A 19,057-nucleotide genomic window follows, 5' to 3' on the forward strand; every position below is an offset into this window, starting at 1 on the left:
GTCTCCGGCGCCAATACTAAGGAGGAGTGATCATGTCGCTGCGAAATTTGTTTGCAAAAGAATCCACGGACAATGACTTGAAGGCGAGAGTCGAAGCGATCGACCGGGTGCAGGCCGTCATCGAATTCAATCTGAATGGCACGATCATTACGGCCAACGACAACTTCTTGAAAACTCTCGGCTATACGCTTCAGGAAGTGGAGGGGCAGCACCATCGGATGTTCTGTGATCCGGCCTATACGAGCACGGGCGAGTACGCGGCCTTTTGGCAGAAGCTGAACCGGGGCGAGTTCGATGCGGGCGTGTACCGCCGGATCGGCAAGGGGGGCAAAGAGGTCTGGATTCAGGCCTCCTACAATCCGATTCTGGACGCCAACCACAAGCCCTACAAGGTCGTGAAGTTCGCGACCGACATCACGGCCGACAAGAACCGCAACGCCGAGTTCGAGGGCAAGCTCAACGCCATCAACAAGACGCAGGCGGCGATCGAGTTCAGCCTGGACGGCACGGTCATCACGGCGAATGACAATTTTCTGAATTGCCTGGGCTACACACTCAATGAAATCCAGGGGCAGCACCATCGGATGTTCTGTGATCCGGCCTATACGAGCACGGGCGAGTACGCGGCCTTTTGGCAGAAGCTGAACCGGGGCGAGTTCGATGCGGGCGTGTATCGCCGGATCGGCAAGGGGGGCAAAGAGGTCTGGATTCAGGCCTCCTACAATCCGATCGTGGACGCCAAGGGGAAAGTCTACAAGGTCGTGAAGTTTGCGACCGACATTACGGCCGACAAGAACCGCAACGCCGAGTTCGAGGGCAAGCTCAACGCCATCAACAAGGCGCAGGCGGCGATCGAGTTCAGCCTGGACGGCACGGTCATCACGGCGAATGACAATTTTCTGAATTGCCTGGGGTACACACTTAATGAAGTCAAAGGGCAGCACCACCGGATGTTCTGTGATCCGGCCTATACGAGCACGGGCGAGTACGCGGCCTTTTGGCAGAAGCTGAACCGGGGCGAGTTCGATGCGGGCGTGTACCGCCGGATCGGCAAGGGGGGCAAAGAGATCTGGATTCAGGCCTCCTACAATCCGATCGTGGACGCCAAGGGGAAAGTCTATAAGGTCGTGAAGTTTGCGACCGACATTACGGCGCAAAAAAAAGCCCAGGCTGAATTGGAAGCCTGCATGGCCGAAGCGCAGCAATCGCTCGGCGCCTTGGCGCAAGGCGATCTCACGCAGCAAATGAGCGGGACCTATCAGGGCGAACTGGAGCGGATCAAGACCAGTATCAATACGGCGCTCAATAATTTGACGCACACGATGATCACCGTGCGTGAGGCGGTGGAAGCCGTGACGGCGGGGTCGGAGCAGATCAGCAAGGGGAGCGAAGACCTCTCGCAGCGGACGAGCGAACAGGCCAGTTCGCTGGAAGAGACCAGCGCGTCCATGGAAGAGATGACGAGCACCGTGAAGCAGAATGCGGATAACGCGAAGCAGGCCAATCAATTGGCCATCGCGGCGCGGGACACCGCCGACAAGGGCGGGGCGGTGACCACGAAAGCCATTGAGGCCATGGGGGCGATCAACCAGAGCAGCAAGAAGATCGCCGACATCATCACGGTCATCGACGAGATCGCCTTCCAGACCAATCTCTTGGCCTTGAATGCCGCGGTCGAAGCGGCGCGGGCCGGGGAGCACGGCCGCGGCTTTGCCGTGGTGGCGGCGGAAGTGCGCAACCTGGCGCAGCGGTCGGCGACGGCGGCGAAGGAGATCAAGGGGCTCATCAACGAGTCGATCCAGCGGGTGACCGACGGGAGCGAGCTGGTGGATCAGTCCGGGAAGACGCTGGAGGAAATCGTGAGCTCGGTGAAACGGGTGACCGACATCATCGCGGAGATCACGGCGGCCTCGCAGGAGCAGGCGAGCGGGATCGATCAGGTGAACAAGGCGATCATGCAGATGGACGAGACGACGCAGCAGAACGCGGCGCTGGTGGAAGAGACGACGAGCGCCAGCCAGTCCATGAAGGCGCAGGCCCAGGAGCTGATGCGCCAGGTGGAAGCGTTCAAGGTGAATATGAGTGGGCCAGGGGCCAGAGGCGAGGGGCGAGGGGTCGGAGGAGGGGCGAGGGGCGAGGGGGCAGGGGCACGGGTGAAGACGGTGGCCAAGAGCCCGGCCGCCCGGCCGGCGCCGAAACCCGCCGGAGTGGCCTCAGGGAACGGCCATGCAACCAAGAAGGATGAGTTTGAGGAGTTCTAAATAGGCGAGAGGCACGGGATGAGGGGCGAGGGGTTGGAAGGGCGGGATTCCCACTTCTCGCCCCTTGCCTCACGCCCCGAACCCCTCGCCCGTCTGTATTATTTCCCTTAGTAGGCTGCTAATTATTGTAATATCAACCAGATAGGAGATTCTGTCTAAGCGCCTTCTTGTCATCCACATCGCGCGAGCCTTCCTGAGCCATCCTTTTCAAGACATGTCCGGCCACGAATTGTGCGGCCGAGGACTGGTGTCCTCTATTTAAATTTCTATTGGGGGATTCAAGATTCCCCTGCTATTCGCCGATAGGCACTCCAGTAGAGGGATTTGTCCCTAGCGTGTGAGGACCACGGGACGTGTGATTAGTGATGAGTGATCAGTGAGGGGGGGCGAATGTACCTTCCCGACGCTCATCACGGATCACTACATGAGGGAGGATGTTATGGCAGCGGTAGCAGCCGACACGACGGTAAAAGTGAGCAATCAGCAGAGCGGCCTGACCACTGACGGCAGCCAGTTTTTGACGTTTAGCCTGGGTGAGGAGCTGTACGGGGTGGATATCCTCCGGGTGCAGGAAATCAAGGGCTATACGGCCGTCACGAAGATTCCGAACACGCCGCCTCATATCAAGGGGGTGCTGAACCTCCGGGGCACCATCGTCCCGATCGTGGAATTGCGGACCAAGTTCGGCCTGCCGACGATCGAGTACACCATGTTCACGGTCATCGTCGTGGTCGTGGTGCGAGACAAGGTGATGGGGCTGATCGTGGATGCCGTGTCCGATGTGCTCGATATCGAGAAGAAAGATATTCAGTCGGCGCCCGAGTTTGGGGCTAAAGCCGATGTGACGTTCCTGAATGGCATCGGCAAATCCGGCGACAAGCTGATCGCGCTGCTCGACATCGACCGGCTGCTGACCGACGCCGATATGGCGGAGGCTGCGTAACCGCGAGATGCGTGCGGTGTGACGTGTGATAGGTGATGGGTGGTGGGGGCAGGCCGGAGTGGAATGAAACAATCGCAGAGGAGCATGGAGCAGTCATGGGATTGAACGTCGAGTTACTGGAGCAGAGTTTCAAGTTGGTCGCCCCCAAAGGGGAGGCGCTGGTCAGCCGGTTCTATGAGCGGCTATTTCAGAAATATCCCTCCGTCAAGCCTTTGTTCAAAGAGACCTCCTTGCCTGAGCAGAAGAAGAAGCTGCTGGCCTCGCTGGTCTTGGTCATGCAAAATCTCCGGCATCCGGACAAGCTGACGAACGCCTTGCAGACGCTGGGCGCCCGCCATGTCGGATATGGCGCGCAGCCGGGGCATTATGACGCGGTGGGAGAGAATCTGCTGGCGGTGCTGGGCGAATTCGCCGGCCCGGCTTGGACGCCGCAAGTCAAACAAGCCTGGACCGAAGCCTATGGCGCCATCAAGACCATCATGCTGCAAGGAGCTGCCCGCCAGGCCGGCTCTGGCCGGTCGCACAATCTGGCAGGACCGTCATCTTCCACACCGCGATATCCATCGGACAAGGGGGCGTCTATGTCGAGCTGGTTTGGCAATCTGAAAACCGTGACGAAGCTGATGCTGGGGTTTGCACTCACCGGGGTGATCATGGCCGGGGTCGGCGTGATCGCGCTCATGAATATGAACCAGCTCAATCTGGGCGCCCAGTCGATCTATGAAACGAATCTTCAGCCGATCAAGCTGCTGGCGGAAATGCGCGGGCGCACGCACCAAGTGCGCGCCAACGTGATTCAGCACATCGCGGCGCCGACCTCAGAGGAAAAGGCGGAGATCGAAGCGACGCTCAAGAAGCTCGAAGGCGAAATCGCCGAGCGCTGGCCGAAGTATGAGCCTTTGATGACCTCCTCAGTGGAGCGGGAGGTGTATCCGAAGTACCGGGAGGCCTGGGCCGACTATCTCAAGGCGCGCGATGCGCAGACCTTGCCGCTCAGCCGCGAGGGGAAGGACAAGCAGGCCTATCAGGTCATGAAGACGGAGGTCGCGCCCAAATACAAGCGGGTCGTGGAGCATTTGAGCACCCTCATCGATGACAATGAGAAACAGGCGAAGGAGAACTTTGACGCCGGTCAGCAGGCGTATCAAGGCTCACGGAATCTGCTCATCGGCCTCATCGCCACTGGCATTGTCGTGGGCCTTGTTTTGGGCTGGTGGATCGCGAGATTTCTGTCCCGGAATCTGGCCGACGTGCTGACGGCGGCGCAGGCCTTGGGGAGCGGGGACCTGGCGGCGCGGTCTTCCGTCGCGACGACCGACGAAGTGGGGGCGCTGGCGACGGCCTTCAACGACATGGGCACCTCGCTGGAGCAGGCCTCGGCCAAACAGCAGGAAATGATGCAGCAGGCGCAGGCGCAGGCGGCGGAGATCAAAGGCGTGACCAATGCCATCGGCAAAGCGCAAGCCGTCATCGAGTTCAACCTCGACGGGACGGTGATTACCGCCAACGACAACTTCCTCAATTGCCTGGGCTATAGCCTCCAGGAGATCCAGGGGCAGCATCACCGGATGTTCTGTGATCCGGCCTATACGAGCACAGGCGAGTACGCCGCCTTCTGGCAGAAGCTGAACCGGGGCGAGTTCGATGCGGGCGTGTATCGCCGGATCGGCAAAGGGGGCAAGGAGATCTGGATTCAGGCCTCCTACAATCCCATTATGGATGCGAATGGCAAGCCCTATAAGGTTATGAAGTTTGCGACCGACATCACGGCGGACAAGAATCGCAATGCCGAATTCGAGGGGAAGATCAATGCCATTAATAAGGCGCAAGCGGCCATCGAGTTCAAGCTGGACGGCACGGTGATGACGGCGAACGACAACTTCCTGAATTGTCTGGGCTATACACTGCCGGAGATCCAGGGGCAGCACCACCGGATGTTCTGTGATCCGGCCTATACGAGCACAGGCGAGTACGCCGCCTTCTGGCAGAAGCTGAACCGGGGCGAGTTCGATGCGGGCGTGTATCGCCGGATCGGCAAGGGGGGCAAGGAAATTTGGATTCAGGCCTCCTACAATCCGATCGTGGATGCCAACGGCAAGGTCTACAAGGTCGTGAAGTTTGCGACGGATATCACGCCGCAGAAGAAGGCGCAGGCCGAAATGGAGCAATTGGTGGCTGAAGCCCAGGCGGTGTTGGGGCGGCTGGCCAGCAACGATCTGACGGAGGAGATGAATGGGAAGTACCAGGGGGAATTGGAAAAGGTGAAGAGCAGTATCAACGCCGTGGTCCATAACCTGACCCAGACCATCATGACCGTGCGCGAGGCGGTGGAAGCCGTGACGGCGGGGTCGGAGCAGATCAGCAAGGGCAGCGAAGACCTCTCGCAACGGACGAGCGAACAGGCTAGTTCGCTGGAAGAGACCAGCGCGTCCATGGAAGAAATGACGAGCACGGTCAAACAAAATGCGGATAATGCAAAGCAGGCCAATCAACTGGCAAGTGCCGCCCGCGACACCGCCGACAAGGGCGGGGCGGTGACCACGAAAGCCATTGAGGCCATGGGGGCGATCAACCAGAGCAGCAAGAAGATCGCCGACATCATCACGGTGATCGATGAAATTGCCTTCCAGACCAATCTCTTGGCCCTGAATGCCGCGGTGGAAGCGGCGCGGGCGGGGGAACATGGGCGCGGGTTTGCCGTGGTGGCGGCCGAAGTGCGCAACTTGGCGCAACGGTCGGCGACGGCGGCGAAGGAGATCAAGGGGCTCATCAACGAGTCGATCCAGCGGGTGACCGACGGGAGCGAGCTGGTGGATCAGTCCGGGAAGACGCTGGACGAGATCGTGAGCTCGGTGAAACGGGTGAGCGACATCATCGCGGAGATCACGGCGGCTTCGCAAGAACAGGCGAGCGGGATCGACCAGGTGAACAAGGCGATCATGCAGATGGACGAGACCACGCAGCAGAACGCGGCCTTGGTGGAAGAGACGACGAGCGCCAGCCAGTCCATGAAGGCGCAGGCCCAGGAGCTGATGCGCCAGGTGGCCGCCTTTAAGGTGAATATGAGTGGGCCAGGGGCCAGAGGCGAGGGGCGAGGGGTCGGAGGAGGGGCGAGGGGCGAGGGGCCAGGGGCTCGGGTGAAGACGGTGGCCAAGAGCCCGGCCGCCCGGCCGGCGCCGAAACCCGCCGGAGTGGCCTCAGGGAACGGCCATGCAACCAAAAAGGATGAGTTTGAGGAGTTCTAGAAGAATGTGATGAGTGATCGGTGATGGGTGATGAGTGTCGGAAGGGATTGTGTTCTTCCCTTCACCGATCATTCATCACCCTTCATCCATCACGTCCCCTGTTCCCCTTCGCCTCGCGCCCCGCACCTGTCTGCAACCGTCCCACGAGCCCGGCTCTAACCTGATCGCATCTCTGCGCCCCACATTTATGTGTGGTATTTCTCAATTCCTATTCCTATCCATCAGCATTCGTGGTAGTAAAGAATGGTATTCTGTCGCGCTGGGGAATATCGATGCGCAGGTGTAGGGATGATCGATGAAACTCTACAAGCCGGATCCCAATCCAGAGGCTGAGGCGAGCAGACGCCGTGATCTCATTGGTTTCCTCGAGCAACCCTCCTATCGGGACGTGCGCGTGTGTCCGTCGTGCACGGTGCCGTGCCCCTGTTCTCATTCACCGGTCTGTACCTGTGCCTGTGGGCCTGATTGTATCTCTGCCTCGGTGGAGATGTCCTCAGACGGTATGCGGTATCCCATCGAACCGAAGATTGCCCCGCTCGTCTTCTCGTTCATGTCGCTGCGAGTCTGTCCGCCCGTCTGGTCCTGTGAGGGCCACATGTCTCCTGATGGGACGTTGCGGCGGCTGCCGCAAGTCTGGTTCTATACTCGTTCGCTGGTGTTTGCACGGTTGATCGGCGATTTGCTGGCGTACTGGCATTTCAAGAAACAGATTGCGAACCCCTGGCATATCTGTGTGTCCTATTCCGAGAGCGAATCGGACACCGGGTTTAGTCTGGAGCCGGATGTGAAGATGATCGATCGTCTCGTGCTCGAATCGTTGCAGCAGGACGTGGCGGTGCTGTCGGCCCTGCTCGTGTCGGACGCGCGTGCCTTTGCCCAAGACTATCTTGACCGGTATTCCTCGACGGGATGAACAGCGTGAGTTGTGAAGTGTGACCGGTGCAGGGAAGACCGGCGTCCCTTCCGGCCCTCATCAGGCTTCGCCCATCACCATTCCCTTCCCCCTCGCCCCTTGCCTCGTGCCAAACTTCTGGCCCATGCCCGATCACTTCCCCATGCGTCAGAGTATTGACGGGCTCGTCTAGGTTCTGTCTCTGAGACCGCCGTTAGACCGGCAAATTTTGCCGATGGTGCCTCAAAAGCCACAAAATCCTCTGCTCAGGCCGCTATTCCCAGACTCTCCCTCGGCAGGCCATTTGCAAGATTGAGGGGCATGGCTAACTTTGCCCTCGGGTCCTTGTGGCAAACTATCAGGAGACCGGTTCATCAACCTGCCGTGATGGCCTGGCTCTGTCTTGTCGGCGGCATCTTCTCAGCCGACCTGCTGCTGCCCCTCGGCTATGCCGTGCCAATGCTCTATGTGCTGCCGCTCCTCCTCACCTGGTTCCTGCCCGCGCGTGGGGTCCGTTATTGGGCGGCAGGCGGTCTGATCGGCTTGACGATACTGGGCGTTCTGTGTTCCTCCGGACCTCTGTTCCCGGCGGTCCTGTTCAACCGGGCAGTGGCGTCGATCCTGCTCTTGAGCATTGCCGCCGGTTTGGAACAGGCTCGGCGGCTCGCAGCGAAGACCGCGGCGGCGGTGCAGCAGTCGGAGCAGGCCATCGCCCGCATCGCCCGGTTGAAGCACTTGTCGGCCTGGAGCCTGACGCTTTCTGGAGATCCCAACCATATCTTTGACGAAGCCTCGCGCGTGCTGGGCCAGATGTTCGACGTGCGCATCGTCTGTCTCTCTGAGATCGTGGGAGAGGAGCTGTTGTTCAAGTCCCTCTATATGAACGGCCAGGTGACGCGGAATGCCGGCCGCTGTCCGCTCGCCATCACCCCCTGCGCAACCGTGAAAACGGCCAAGGATCTGCGCGTGTTCGACCGGGTCATGGAGCGGTTTCCGGAGGCCGCGTTTCTCCGGGCCCACCAGGCCATGGCCTACTGCGGCGTGCCGTCGCTGGACAGCCGGGGGGAGGTGGTGGCGGTGACCTGCCTGCTGGACGACAAACCGCGCGACTTCACCGAGGAAGAGCAGGAATTGTTGCGGATCTTTGCCCAGCGGATCGCCACGGAAATCGAACGGGCGCGGCAGGCCGCCGCCCAATCGGCGGCGGAGGCCGCGTTGAGGGAATCGGAAGAACGCTGGCAGTACGCTTTCGAGGGCAGCGGCGACGGGGTGTGGGATTGGAATGCCCAGACCAACCAGGTGTATTTTTCCACACGCTGGAAGACCATGCTTGGGTATGAGCCACACGAGATCGGGGATACCTTTGGCGAGTGGGATTGCCGTGTTCATCCGGAGGACAAAGCGGCTGCCTACGAGGAGATCCGGAAACATTTCGATGGAGAGCCGGATCTGTATGTGAGCGAACACCGCCTCTTGTGCAAGGATGGCTCGTATAAATGGATTCTCGCTCGTGGGAAGGTGGTGACTCGGGATGCTCATGGCAAGCCTCTGCGCGTAGTCGGCACCCATACCGATCTGACGGAGCGCAAGCGGGCGGAGGAGCGGCTGCGAGAGTCGGAGGCGTTCTTGGCCTCGGTCTTGGATAATCTGCCGAACATGGTCTTTGTGAAAGAGGCCGAGGGGCTGCGGTTCGTGCGGTTGAACAAGGCCGGTGAAGCGCTGCTCGGCTATTCGCACGACGAACTGCTGGGCAAGAATGATTATGACTTTTTCCCGGCCAAGGATGCCGAGACATTTACGGCGGCGGATCGGCGGGTGCTGGCCGGAGGACGCTTGCTGGATATTCCGGAAGAGGGTATCCAGACGAAGCACAACGGGATACGGTATCTGCACACCAAAAAGATTCCATTAACCGATTCCAACGGCACGCCTCGGTATCTGCTGGGGATCTCGGAAGACATCACTGAGCGCAAGCAGAGTGAGGAACGGCTGCGGCAATCGGAAGCCTTTATCGCGTCGGTGTTGAATCATTTGCCCAGCGTGGTGTTCGTAAAGGAGGCGCGGGAGCTGCGGCATGTGCGGTTCAACCGGGCCTGCGAAGAGCTGCTGGGCGTCTCGGCGCAGGACATCCTGGGTAAAAACAATTTCGACCTTTTTCCCAAAGAGCAGGCCGACCTGTTCACGGCGAAAGACCGCGAGGTGCTGGCGAGCGGCCACCTGGTCGATATTCCCGAAGAGCGGATCGATACGCCCCATGGTGTCCGGTATTTGCATACAAGAAAAATTCCCATGTTCGGCGCCACTGGCGAGCCGGCCTATCTGGTGGGCATCTCGGAAGACATTACCGAGCGCAAGCGGATGGAACAGGCCTTGCGGGAATCGCATGCGGAATTGGAACGGCGGGTGTTCGAGCGGACCATGGATCTGGCCGAATCCAACCATGCGCTGCGCGTTGAAATCGACGAGCGCCAGCGGATGGAGGCGCAATTGCGCGAGAGTGAGGGGCGGCTGAATCAGGCCCAGGCGCTCGCGCATCTCGGCAGTTGGGAGCTGGATGTGGAGGCCGGCCGGTTGACCTGGTCGGATGAGACCTTCCGTATTTTTGGCATCGAACCGGGCGAAGGCGTAGCGACCTACGAATCCTTCCTGGCCTGCGTGCATCCCGACGACCGCGCGGCCGTGGATGCCGCCTATGCGGGTTCGATCCGGGATGGGCTCGATTCGTATGAGATCGAGCATCGCATTGTCGCGCAGGGCACAGGCGACATCCGTATCGTCCATGAGAAGTGCGTGCATATCCGCAACGCAGCCGGGGCGGTCGTGAGATCGCTCGGTATGGTGCACGACGTGACCGGCCGCAAACAGTTGGAAGCCATGCGCCAGGCCCACGCCGTCATGGACCGGGTCATGCAAGAACGCGAAGCCCTCATGCGCAATTTGCACGACGGTGTGCTGCAATCGCTGTATGCCCTCCGGCTGGGCCTGGAACACAGCCGCCGCCTGCTGGCTTCGCAATCCGGCAACGCCCAGAAGAGCCTGGACGTGCAGATCGAAGACCTGGCGCTGATGATCGCCGAAGTGCGCCGGTTCATGGGCGGCCAGGATCCGGTATGGGCGCAGGCCGAGACCATCCGCAGCGGTCTCTCGACTCTTATAGACACGTACCGGGGGGTGTCTTCGGTGGAATGGCTGCTGGAGCTGCCTGAGCGGGACGAGGAGTTGGCGGACTTGCCGCCGGACGAGATCAGGCATCTGCTGTACATCGTGCGGGAGGCGATGAGCAATGTCGTCCGCCATGCTTCCGCGACCCGCTGCCGGATCGCGCTGGTTCCCGCCGGCGACCGCTGGCAGATGACGATTGAAGACGACGGCTGTGGATTCAACCCGGCCGACTCCAGGAAGCAGGGCCTGGGGATGGGCAATATGGAGGCCCGCGCCAGGCAGATTGGCGCCGCGATAGCCATAACGACGGCGCCGGGAACCGGCACACGTATTGTGATCACCCTGATAAGGAGAGCCACGCATGTCTCGATCTGAAGGCACCCCGATTCGGCTGCTGCTGGTGGACGATCATCAACTGCTTCGCCTTGGGTTGCGGACGTTATTCGAGGAGCAGCCCTCGGTTATTTCTGTGGTCGGCGAAGCCGGCACGCTGGCCGAAGGACTCGCGCTCAGCCAGCAGTTGCAGCCTGATGTTGTCCTGCTCGATCTCCGGCTGCCGGACGGCCATGGAGTCGAAGGGTGCCGCGAGATTCGGGCTGCCTGCCCCGGCACCCGGGTGCTGTTCCTCACGTCCTACGTGGACGACGAGGCGGTGTTCGCGACCGTCATGGCGGGCGCGCAAGGGTATTTGTTGAAGGAAGTCAGCAGCGCCACGCTCGTGCAATCCGTCGTGCATGTTGCCGGCGGAGGGTCCTGCCTCGATCCGATGCTGGCGGAGCGGGCGAGGGCGCGCATCAATGCGCTGTCCAGTCCTGCCGAGGCCCCGCCGGGCCTCTCTCAACAGGAGCAGCGCGTTCTCGCGCTGGTTGCGCAGGGGCTCACGAACAAGGAAATCGCCGTGGCGATGACGCTGAGCGATAAGACCGTGCGGAACTATTTAACCAACGTGTTCAGCAAATTGAATGTGTCGCGCCGCTCCGAAGCGGTGGCCTTGTATTTGAGCCGCTATACGACTCAGTCCGCCCCCCGTTCCCTGTCCGCCGACCCTCTCCTCTGAGCACGTCCCTAGCGATAGGGACAAAACACGTCTTTAGTTTGCCCCGGCCTCTCACCGATACAGCCTTCGGCAGGGCATGCTCTTGTGTGGATTCCACGCATGCTGGGCCAAAGACTTCGAGTGTGAAAATGTTTTTGAAAAGGATGAGGGCAAGGGGCGGCATGAGAAGAGGCTCGAGGCGGAATGCGGAGAGGTGAGAGCAAGGGGCTAGGGAGCGGAAAGGGTGGTATTCCACCTCTTGTCCCTAGCCTCTAGCCCCGCGCCCGTTTCTGACCTCACCTCGGGCCTTTCCCCATCACCCATCACTTCATGAAGGAGGCCTCCATGGCAGCAGTGTCGGACAGCGTCAGCAAAGACAGCAATCAGCAGATCGGGCTTACCACCGACGGCAGCCAGTTTCTGACGTTCAGCCTCGGGGAGGAGCTGTATGGGGTGGACATCCTCCGGGTGCAGGAAATCAAGGGCTATACAGCCGTCACGAAGATTCCCAACACGCCGCCGCACATTAAGGGGGTGCTCAATCTGCGGGGCACCATCGTGCCGATCGTGGAATTACGGACGAAGTTTGGCCTGCCGACCATCGACTATACGATGTTTACCGTCATCGTGGTGGTGGTGGTGCAGGATAAAGTGATGGGGCTGGTCGTGGATGCGGTCTCCGACGTGCTGAACATCGACAGGAAAGATATTCAAGCGGCGCCCGAATTCGGGGCCAAGGTGAATGTCACCTTCCTCAACGGCATCGGCAAGTCCGGCGACAGGTTGATCTCGCTGCTGGACATCGACCGGCTGCTCATCGAGCAGGAGGTCAAGGACGCGATCGCCGCCGCGGCCTGACAGCCGGGGCAGAGGTCCCGCGCCAGGCGCGGGACCTGAGTGTGTGTGCCAGGGTCACGGGCCGTGCGCCTATAGGGGGCGCCAGGCGCTGAACCTCTCTCAGGGAGAAATCAGATGGGATTGAACGTCGAGCTATTGGAGCAGAGTTTCAAGCTGGTGGCGCCGAAGGGCGAAGCGCTGGTGAGCCGGTTCTACGAACGGCTGTTTCAGAAGTATCCCGCCGTCATCCCCCTCTTCAAGCACACGACGCTGGCGGAACAGAAGAAGAAGCTGCTGGCCTCCCTGGTGCTGGTCGTGCAGAACCTCCGCCGTCCAGACAAACTGACCGAGGCCTTGCAGACGCTGGGCGCCCGCCATGTGGAGTATGGCGCGCTGCCGGCGCATTACGAGGCGGTCGGAGAGAACTTATTGGCGGTGCTGGCGGAGTTCGCCGGCCCGGCTTGGACGCCGCCAGTCAAACAGGCCTGGACCGAGGCCTGTGGGGCCATCACCACGATCATGCTGCAAGGGGCGGCGCGCTACCATGGCGGGCCCAGCCCGTCTTCCACGGCATCACCGGCGCCGGGCACACCGGCATCGGCACCACGACATCCATTGCCATCACCAAAGGGGGCTTCCATGTTGACCTGGTTTGGAAATCTGAAGACCGCGACGAAACTGATGCTGGGGTTTGCCTTCACCGGGGCCATCATGGCGGGGCTGACCGGCATCTGCCTCTATAACGCGGCGGCGCTGCGCGATAACACCGAGAACATCCAGAACGTGCAGTTGAAGCCGCTGATGATGATCACCAGAGTGCGTGGGCTGATTCACCAGGTGCGGGCGCAGACCATCACGGCCATTTTAACTACGAGCGCCGCCGACCGTGAGGCCGCGCTGGCCAAGGTTGGCGAGCTGGGCGGCCAGATTGCGGAAACTCGCGACGCCTTTTCCAAGACGATTCGCTCCGAAGAGGTCCGTGCTGCGTACGATCAATTCGTCGCCAAATATGACGACTACCGGACCTACCGTGAGACGGTGATCTTCAAGGCTTTGCGGGAGGGGCGGCAGGCCGATGCCCTGGCCGCGATGAAGGGCGAGGGAGCCGCGAAGTTCGGCGCATCGATTGAGGCGATCAACAACGTGGTCGACACGAAGACGAAGATCGCCCAGCAGAAATACGACGGGGCGGTTCAGACCTTCATGGATACCAAGATGATCATGCTGGGGGCGAGCGCGGGAGGGATTGCGCTGGGGCTGCTGTTCGGGTGGCTGCTGGCGCGGTTCATCGCGAAGAACTTGGCCGATGTGCTGACGGCGGCGCAGGCCTTGGGGGGCGGGAACCTGGCGGCGCGGTCTTCGGTGACGACGCGGGATGAAGTGGGCGAACTGGCGGCGGCCTTCAATGACATGGGCACCTCGCTGGAGCAGGCCTCGGCCAAGCAGCAGGAGATGGTCTCCACACTGAACAATGCGCGGGCCAACCTCCTGATGTGCGACCGGAACCTGGTGATCACCTATGTGAACGAGGGGGCGCTGACCTCCTTCCGCGAGATCGAAGCGGACCTGCGCAAAGTGCTGCCGGGCTTCGACAGCAGCAAGCTGGTGGGAACCTGCATCGATGGATTCCATAAAGACGCGGGCCGCATCCGCCGGATCTTGGAGAATCCGAAGAATCTCCCGCACCGGGCCGACATTCAGCTGGGCCCCTTGACCTTGGACCTGATGGTGAAGGCCATCACCAACGAGAAGGGCGAATATGTGGGCAATTCGCTCGAATGGCTGAACGTGACGCAAACGCGCAAGTTGGAAGTCGAGACCGCGCGGTTGCAGGCGGGCCTGGATAACGCCGCCGTGAACGTGATGATTTGCGACCGGAACTATCAGGTCGTCTATATGAACAAGGCCTCGCAGGCGACCTTGCGCAAGGCCGAGCCGATGATTCAGCAGGGGTTGCCGGGCTTCCGGGCCGAGAAGGTGATCGGGAGCTGCATCGATCAATACCATAAGAATCCGGGGGCGATCCGGCAGATTCTGGACAATCCGAAGAACCTGCCGCATCGGGCGGAGATCAAGGTGGGGCCGTTGACCCTGGATCTGGCGGCGTCGGCGATCGTCAACGCGCAGGGCGAATATCTGGGCAACTCGGTGGAATGGGCGGATGTCACGGCGATCAAGGCGGCTCTGACCGATGTGGACCGGCTGGTGACGGCGGCGGCCGCCGGGCAGTTGTCGGGCCGGATCGACGCCACGAAGTTTGAAGGGGGCTATCGCGCCCTTTCCGAAGGCATCAACCGGCTCTTGGATGCGGTGGTGGCGCCGTTGCATGAGGCGCAGAGCGTGCTCAGCGCCTTGGCGGCGAACGATCTGACGCAGTCGATGACCGGGAATTACCAAGGCGAGTTCGAGCAGATGAAGAGCAGCTTGAACAGCGCTCTCGGGAACTTGACCCAGACGATGACCACCGTGCGCGAGGCGGTGGAAGCCGTGACGGCGGGGTCGGAGCAGATCAGCAAGGGGAGCGAGGACCTCTCGCAGCGGACAAGCGAACAGGCCAGTTCGCTGGAAGAGACCAGCGCGTCCATGGAAGAGATGACGAGCACGGTCAAACAAAATGCGGACAATGCCAAGCAGGCCAATCAACTGGCGAGCGCGGCCCGCGAGACCGCCGACAAGGGCGGGGCGGTCACAATCAAGGCTGTCGAGGCCATGGGGGCGATCAACCAGAGCAGCAAGAAGATCGCCGACATCATCACGGTGATCGATGAAATTGCCTTCCAGACCAACCTCTTGGCCCTGAATGCGGCGGTGGAAGCGGCGCGGGCCGGGGAGCATGGAAGAGGGTTCGCCGTGGTGGCGGCCGAGGTCAGAAACCTGGCCCAGCGGTCGGCGACGGCGGCGAAGGAGATCAAGGGGCTCATCAACGAGTCCATCCAGCGGGTGAATGACGGGAGCGAACTGGTGGACCAGTCCGGCAAGACGCTGGAAGAGATCGTGAGCTCGGTGAAACGGGTGAGCGACATCATTGCGGAGATCACGGCGGCCTCGCAGGAGCAGGCCAGCGGGATCGACCAGGTGAACAAGGCCATCATGCAGATGGATGAGACCACGCAGCAGAACGCGGCGCTGGTGGAAGAGACGACGAGCGCCAGCCAGTCCATGAAGGCGCAGGCTCAGGAGCTGATGCGCCAGGTGGCCACCTTTAAGGTGAACCTGACTGGGCCAGGGGCCAGAGGCGAGGGGCGAGGGGTCGGAGGAGGGGCGAGGGGCGAGGGGCCAGGGGCACGGGTGAAGGCCGCGGCCAAGCCTGTGGTTCAGAAGGCGGCTCCGCAGGACGCGCCGAAGCCCGCCGGAGTGGCCTCGGGGAACGGCCATGCGGCCAAGAAGGATGAGTTTGAGGAGTTCTAAATAGGCGAGAGCGCGGGGCTAGGGGCGAGGGGTCGGAAGGGCGGGATTCCCACCTCTCGCCCCTTGCCTCGTGCCCCGAACCCCTCGCCCGTCTGCGATCCCCCCTTGCCTCGTGCCCCGTGCCTCGTGCCCGTTTCTGACCGGGCCCCGAACCCCTCGCCCGTCTGCGATCCCCCCTCGCCTCGCGCCTATCTCTGACTTCCCCCTTGCCTCTCGCCCCGTGCCCCGCGCCTATCTGTAGATTGGCATCTAATCCTATTTGTTTTCCCCCAATGGTTATCCACGCTCTCTAGTTCTATCCGTTGGTTGTGTCGCTCATCCGGCAGAGGCATTCGGCGGTATATAAAGAATTGTAAGTAATAGCCGATATCAGTTCTGTAGAACGGACGACGATGTGGGCAACCTTTGCCGATAAGTGAGAGAGGCGGCTTCTACCCCGGAGGACTCCCATGAAAGAGCGTTGGAACAATCTCAATCTGACCACCAAGATGCTCATGGTGACCAGCCTTACGATCCTCGCGACGATGCTGGGATTGGTTGTTTGGTTGAGCGGCCAAATGCGCGCGGATCTGATCTCGCTGTTGCAGGTCAGAAGCACGGTGATCCAACGCCAGATCGAAGTCACCCGCGCCTATATCGCCAAACAATATGTCGGCAAGGTCAAGGCTTCCAGCGGCGGCACGATTAAAATCGCGCAGGACCACAGCGCGCCGGATACGATCCCCTTTCCCGCGACGGCTACCCGCGAAATGGCCGAGGAGCTGTCGAATGAAGGCATCTTCAACGCCCGTGTGATCAGCAGCAAACCCCTCAATCCGATGAATAAGCCGAATGACGCGTTTGAAGAGGAGGCCATCAAGGCGCTGGCCGGCGGCGAAAAGGAAGTCGTGCGGATCGAGCCGGTCAATGGTGTGATGACCTTTCGGCGCATGACGCCCGATATTATCCGCAGCGAAGCCTGCGTCAGCTGCCATGTCGGCACCAAGGTCGGTGACATGGTCGGCGCGATTTCCTTGCAGATGCCGATGACGAAGGCGCTGGCGCAAGTGGACAGCAACGTCAAGATGCTCTATCTGGCGGCCGGATTCTCCGCCACACTGATGGGATTGGTGATGTTCGTGAGCCTGCGTTCGCAGGTGATTCAGCCGATCCGGCACCTGCAAACCGTCGTGACTAGTCTGACGCATGGCGATCTGGCCGCCCGCGCGACGATCGAATCGCGGGATGAAGTGGGGCGGCTGGCGACCTCGTTCAATGAAATGGGCGATTCGCTGGAGCAGGCCTCGGCCAAGCAGCAGGAGATGGTGCAGCAGGCGCAAGCGGCGGCGGCGGAGGTCAAGAGCGTGACCAACGCCATTGGCAAGGCGCAAGCCGTCATTGAGTTCAACTTGGATGGCACGGTCATCACGGCGAACGACAACTTCCTGACGTGTCTCGGCTATCAATTGAACGAGATTCAGGGCCAGCATCACCGGCTGTTCTGCGATCCGGCCTATACGAGCACCGGCGAGTACGCGGCCTTCTGGCAGAAGCTGAACCGGGGGGAGTTCGATGCGGGCGTCTATCGCCGGATCGGCAAAGGGGGCAAGGAGATTTGGATTCAGGCCTCCTACAACCCGATCCTCGACGTGAACGGCAAGCCAAGCAAGGTCATGAAGTTCGCGACCGACATCACGGCCCAAAAGAACCAGGCGGCGGAGGCTGAGGGCAAGATCAGCGCCATCGGCAAGGCCCAGGCTGCCATTGAGTTCAATCTGGATGGCACGGTGATGACGGCGAACGACAATTTCCTGAACTGCCTGGGCTATACGCTGCCGGAGATCCAGGGGCAGCATCACCGGATGTTCTGTGATCCGGCCTATACGAGCACCGGCGAGTACGCGGCCTTCTGGCAGAAGCTGAACCGGGGCGAGTTCGATGCGGGCGTGTATAAGCGGATTGGCAAGGGTGGCAAGGAAATTTGGATTCAGGCCTCCTACAACCCGATCGTGGACGCCAACGGCAAGGTCTACAAGGTGGTGAAGTTTGCGACGGATATCACGCCGCAGAAGAAGGCGCAGGCCGAAATGGAGCATTTGGTGGCCGAAGCGCAGGGCGTGCTGGGACGGCTGGCCAGCAACGATCTGACCGAGGAGATGCGCGGCCAGTATCAAGGCGAGCTGGCCAAGATCAGGGACAGCATCAATGCCGTGGTCCACAACCTGACGCAGACCATGACGACTGTGCGTGAGGCGGTGGAAGCCGTCACGGCGGGGTCGGAGCAGATCAGTAAGGGGAGCGAAGACCTTTCGCAGCGGACGAGCGAACAGGCCAGCTCGCTGGAAGAGACCAGCGCGTCCATGGAAGAAATGACGAGCACGGTCAAACAGAACGCGGACAATGCGAAGCAGGCCAATCAGCTCGGCCTGGCGGCGCGGGACGTGGCCGAGAAGGGCGGGGCGGTCACGAAACGCGCGATCGACGCGATGGGTGAAATCAATCAGAGCAGCAAGAAGATCGCCGACATCATCACGGTGATCGATGAAATCGCGTTCCAGACCAACCTCTTGGCCCTGAATGCCGCCGTGGAGGCGGCGCGGGCCGGTGAGCACGGACGAGGCTTTGCCGTAGTGGCGGCTGAGGTCAGAAACCTGGCGCAGCGGTCCGCGAGCGCGGCGAAGGAGATCAAGGGGCTCATCAATGAGTCCATCCAACGGGTCAATGACGGCAGCGCGCTGGTCAATCAATCCGGCCAGACGCTGGAGGAGATCATGGTCTCGGTCAAGCGTGTCACCGACATCATCTCGGAGATCACGGCGGCCTCACAGGAGCAGGCCAGCGGGATCGATCAGGTGAACAAGGCGATCATGCAGATGGACGAGACGACGCAGCAGAACGCGGCGTTGGTTGAAGAGACGACCAGCGCCAGCCAGTCCATGAAGGCGCAGGCTCAGGAGCTGATGCGCCAGGTGGAGGCGTTTAAGGTGACTGTGAATGGGCCAGGGGCGAAAGGCGAGGGGCCAGGGACACGGGTGAAGGCCGTGGCCAAGCCCGTGGTTCAGAAGGCGGCTCCGCAGGAATCGCCGAAGCCCGCCGGAGTGGCTTCAGGGAACGGCCATGCCGCCAAGAAGGATGAGTTTGAAGAATTCTAAATAGGCTAGAGGCATGGGGCGAGGGGTCGGAAGGGCGGGATTCCCACCTCTCGCCCCGTGCCTCGAGCCCGTTTCTGACCGGGCCCCGAACCTCTTGCCTGTCTGTGCTCCTCGCCTCTTTTGGGCCTTCCTGCTCCAATTC

9 protein-coding genes are annotated in these 19,057 nt (G+C 61.0%); all 9 read left to right on the forward strand.

Annotation, left to right across the window (positions count from 1 at the left end):
* Positions 1–32 precede the first annotated feature (32 nt).
* The 9 genes from RI101_05705 to RI101_05745 all read left to right on the forward strand — a co-directional run bounded on the left by RI101_05705 (position 33) and on the right by RI101_05745 (position 18,915).
* Entirely contained in the window at positions 33–2,261 is a 2,229-nt protein-coding gene (locus tag RI101_05705) for a methyl-accepting chemotaxis protein (protein ID MEC4889538.1), read from the forward strand.
* A gap of 439 nt (positions 2,262–2,700) precedes the next feature.
* Positions 2,701–3,204 (forward strand): chemotaxis protein CheW, encoded by a 504-nt coding sequence (locus RI101_05710; protein MEC4889539.1) that lies wholly within the window; start codon positions 2,701–2,703, stop codon positions 3,202–3,204.
* A 95-nt stretch (positions 3,205–3,299) separates the two neighbouring features.
* Positions 3,300–6,449 carry a methyl-accepting chemotaxis protein gene (locus RI101_05715; GenBank protein ID MEC4889540.1) on the forward strand — a complete coding sequence of 1,050 codons (3,150 nt, stop codon included), beginning with the start codon at positions 3,300–3,302 and terminating at the stop codon, positions 6,447–6,449.
* Between the two features lie 487 nt (positions 6,450–6,936).
* A complete protein-coding gene (locus tag RI101_05720; protein MEC4889541.1) occupies positions 6,937–7,362 on the forward strand; it encodes a hypothetical protein in 426 nt (141 codons plus the stop codon).
* Positions 7,363–7,662: 300 nt separating this feature from the next.
* Entirely contained in the window at positions 7,663–10,878 is a 3,216-nt protein-coding gene (locus RI101_05725; GenBank protein MEC4889542.1) for a PAS domain S-box protein, read from the forward strand.
* A complete protein-coding gene (locus RI101_05730; protein ID MEC4889543.1) occupies positions 10,865–11,560 on the forward strand; it encodes a response regulator transcription factor in 696 nt (231 codons plus the stop codon). The genes RI101_05725 and RI101_05730 overlap by 14 nt, the downstream gene beginning before the upstream one ends.
* Positions 11,561–11,884: 324 nt before the next feature.
* Positions 11,885–12,397: a chemotaxis protein CheW gene (locus RI101_05735; GenBank protein ID MEC4889544.1), complete on the forward strand. Its 513-nt coding sequence runs from the start codon at positions 11,885–11,887 to the stop codon at positions 12,395–12,397.
* 114 nt (positions 12,398–12,511) lie between these two features.
* The gene (locus RI101_05740) at positions 12,512–15,784 is read left to right on the forward strand and encodes a methyl-accepting chemotaxis protein (GenBank protein MEC4889545.1); all 3,273 of its coding nucleotides are present in this window, start codon (positions 12,512–12,514) and stop codon (positions 15,782–15,784) included.
* 449 nt (positions 15,785–16,233) lie between these two features.
* The gene (locus RI101_05745; protein ID MEC4889546.1) at positions 16,234–18,915 is read left to right on the forward strand and encodes a methyl-accepting chemotaxis protein; all 2,682 of its coding nucleotides are present in this window, start codon (positions 16,234–16,236) and stop codon (positions 18,913–18,915) included.
* Positions 18,916–19,057 lie beyond the last annotated feature (142 nt).

Origin of the sequence: Nitrospira sp. (assembly GCA_035968315.1) — a bacterium.
Classification (GTDB): domain Bacteria; phylum Nitrospirota; class Nitrospiria; order Nitrospirales; family Nitrospiraceae; genus Nitrospira_D.

What these genes read in the sequence shown, in the direction of transcription:
- RI101_05705 (MEC4889538.1), top strand. Translation starts at nt 33, where the DNA reads ATGTCGCTGCGAAATTTGTTTGCAAAAGAATCCACGGACAATGACTTG.
- RI101_05710 (MEC4889539.1), top strand. Translation starts at nt 2,701, where the DNA reads ATGGCAGCGGTAGCAGCCGACACGACGGTAAAAGTGAGCAATCAGCAG.
- RI101_05715 (MEC4889540.1), top strand. Translation starts at nt 3,300, where the DNA reads ATGGGATTGAACGTCGAGTTACTGGAGCAGAGTTTCAAGTTGGTCGCC.
- RI101_05720 (MEC4889541.1), top strand. Translation starts at nt 6,937, where the DNA reads ATGTCCTCAGACGGTATGCGGTATCCCATCGAACCGAAGATTGCCCCG.
- RI101_05725 (MEC4889542.1), top strand. Translation starts at nt 7,663, where the DNA reads ATGGCTAACTTTGCCCTCGGGTCCTTGTGGCAAACTATCAGGAGACCG.
- RI101_05730 (MEC4889543.1), top strand. Translation starts at nt 10,865, where the DNA reads ATGTCTCGATCTGAAGGCACCCCGATTCGGCTGCTGCTGGTGGACGAT.
- RI101_05735 (MEC4889544.1), top strand. Translation starts at nt 11,885, where the DNA reads ATGGCAGCAGTGTCGGACAGCGTCAGCAAAGACAGCAATCAGCAGATC.
- RI101_05740 (MEC4889545.1), top strand. Translation starts at nt 12,512, where the DNA reads ATGGGATTGAACGTCGAGCTATTGGAGCAGAGTTTCAAGCTGGTGGCG.
- RI101_05745 (MEC4889546.1), top strand. Translation starts at nt 16,234, where the DNA reads ATGAAAGAGCGTTGGAACAATCTCAATCTGACCACCAAGATGCTCATG.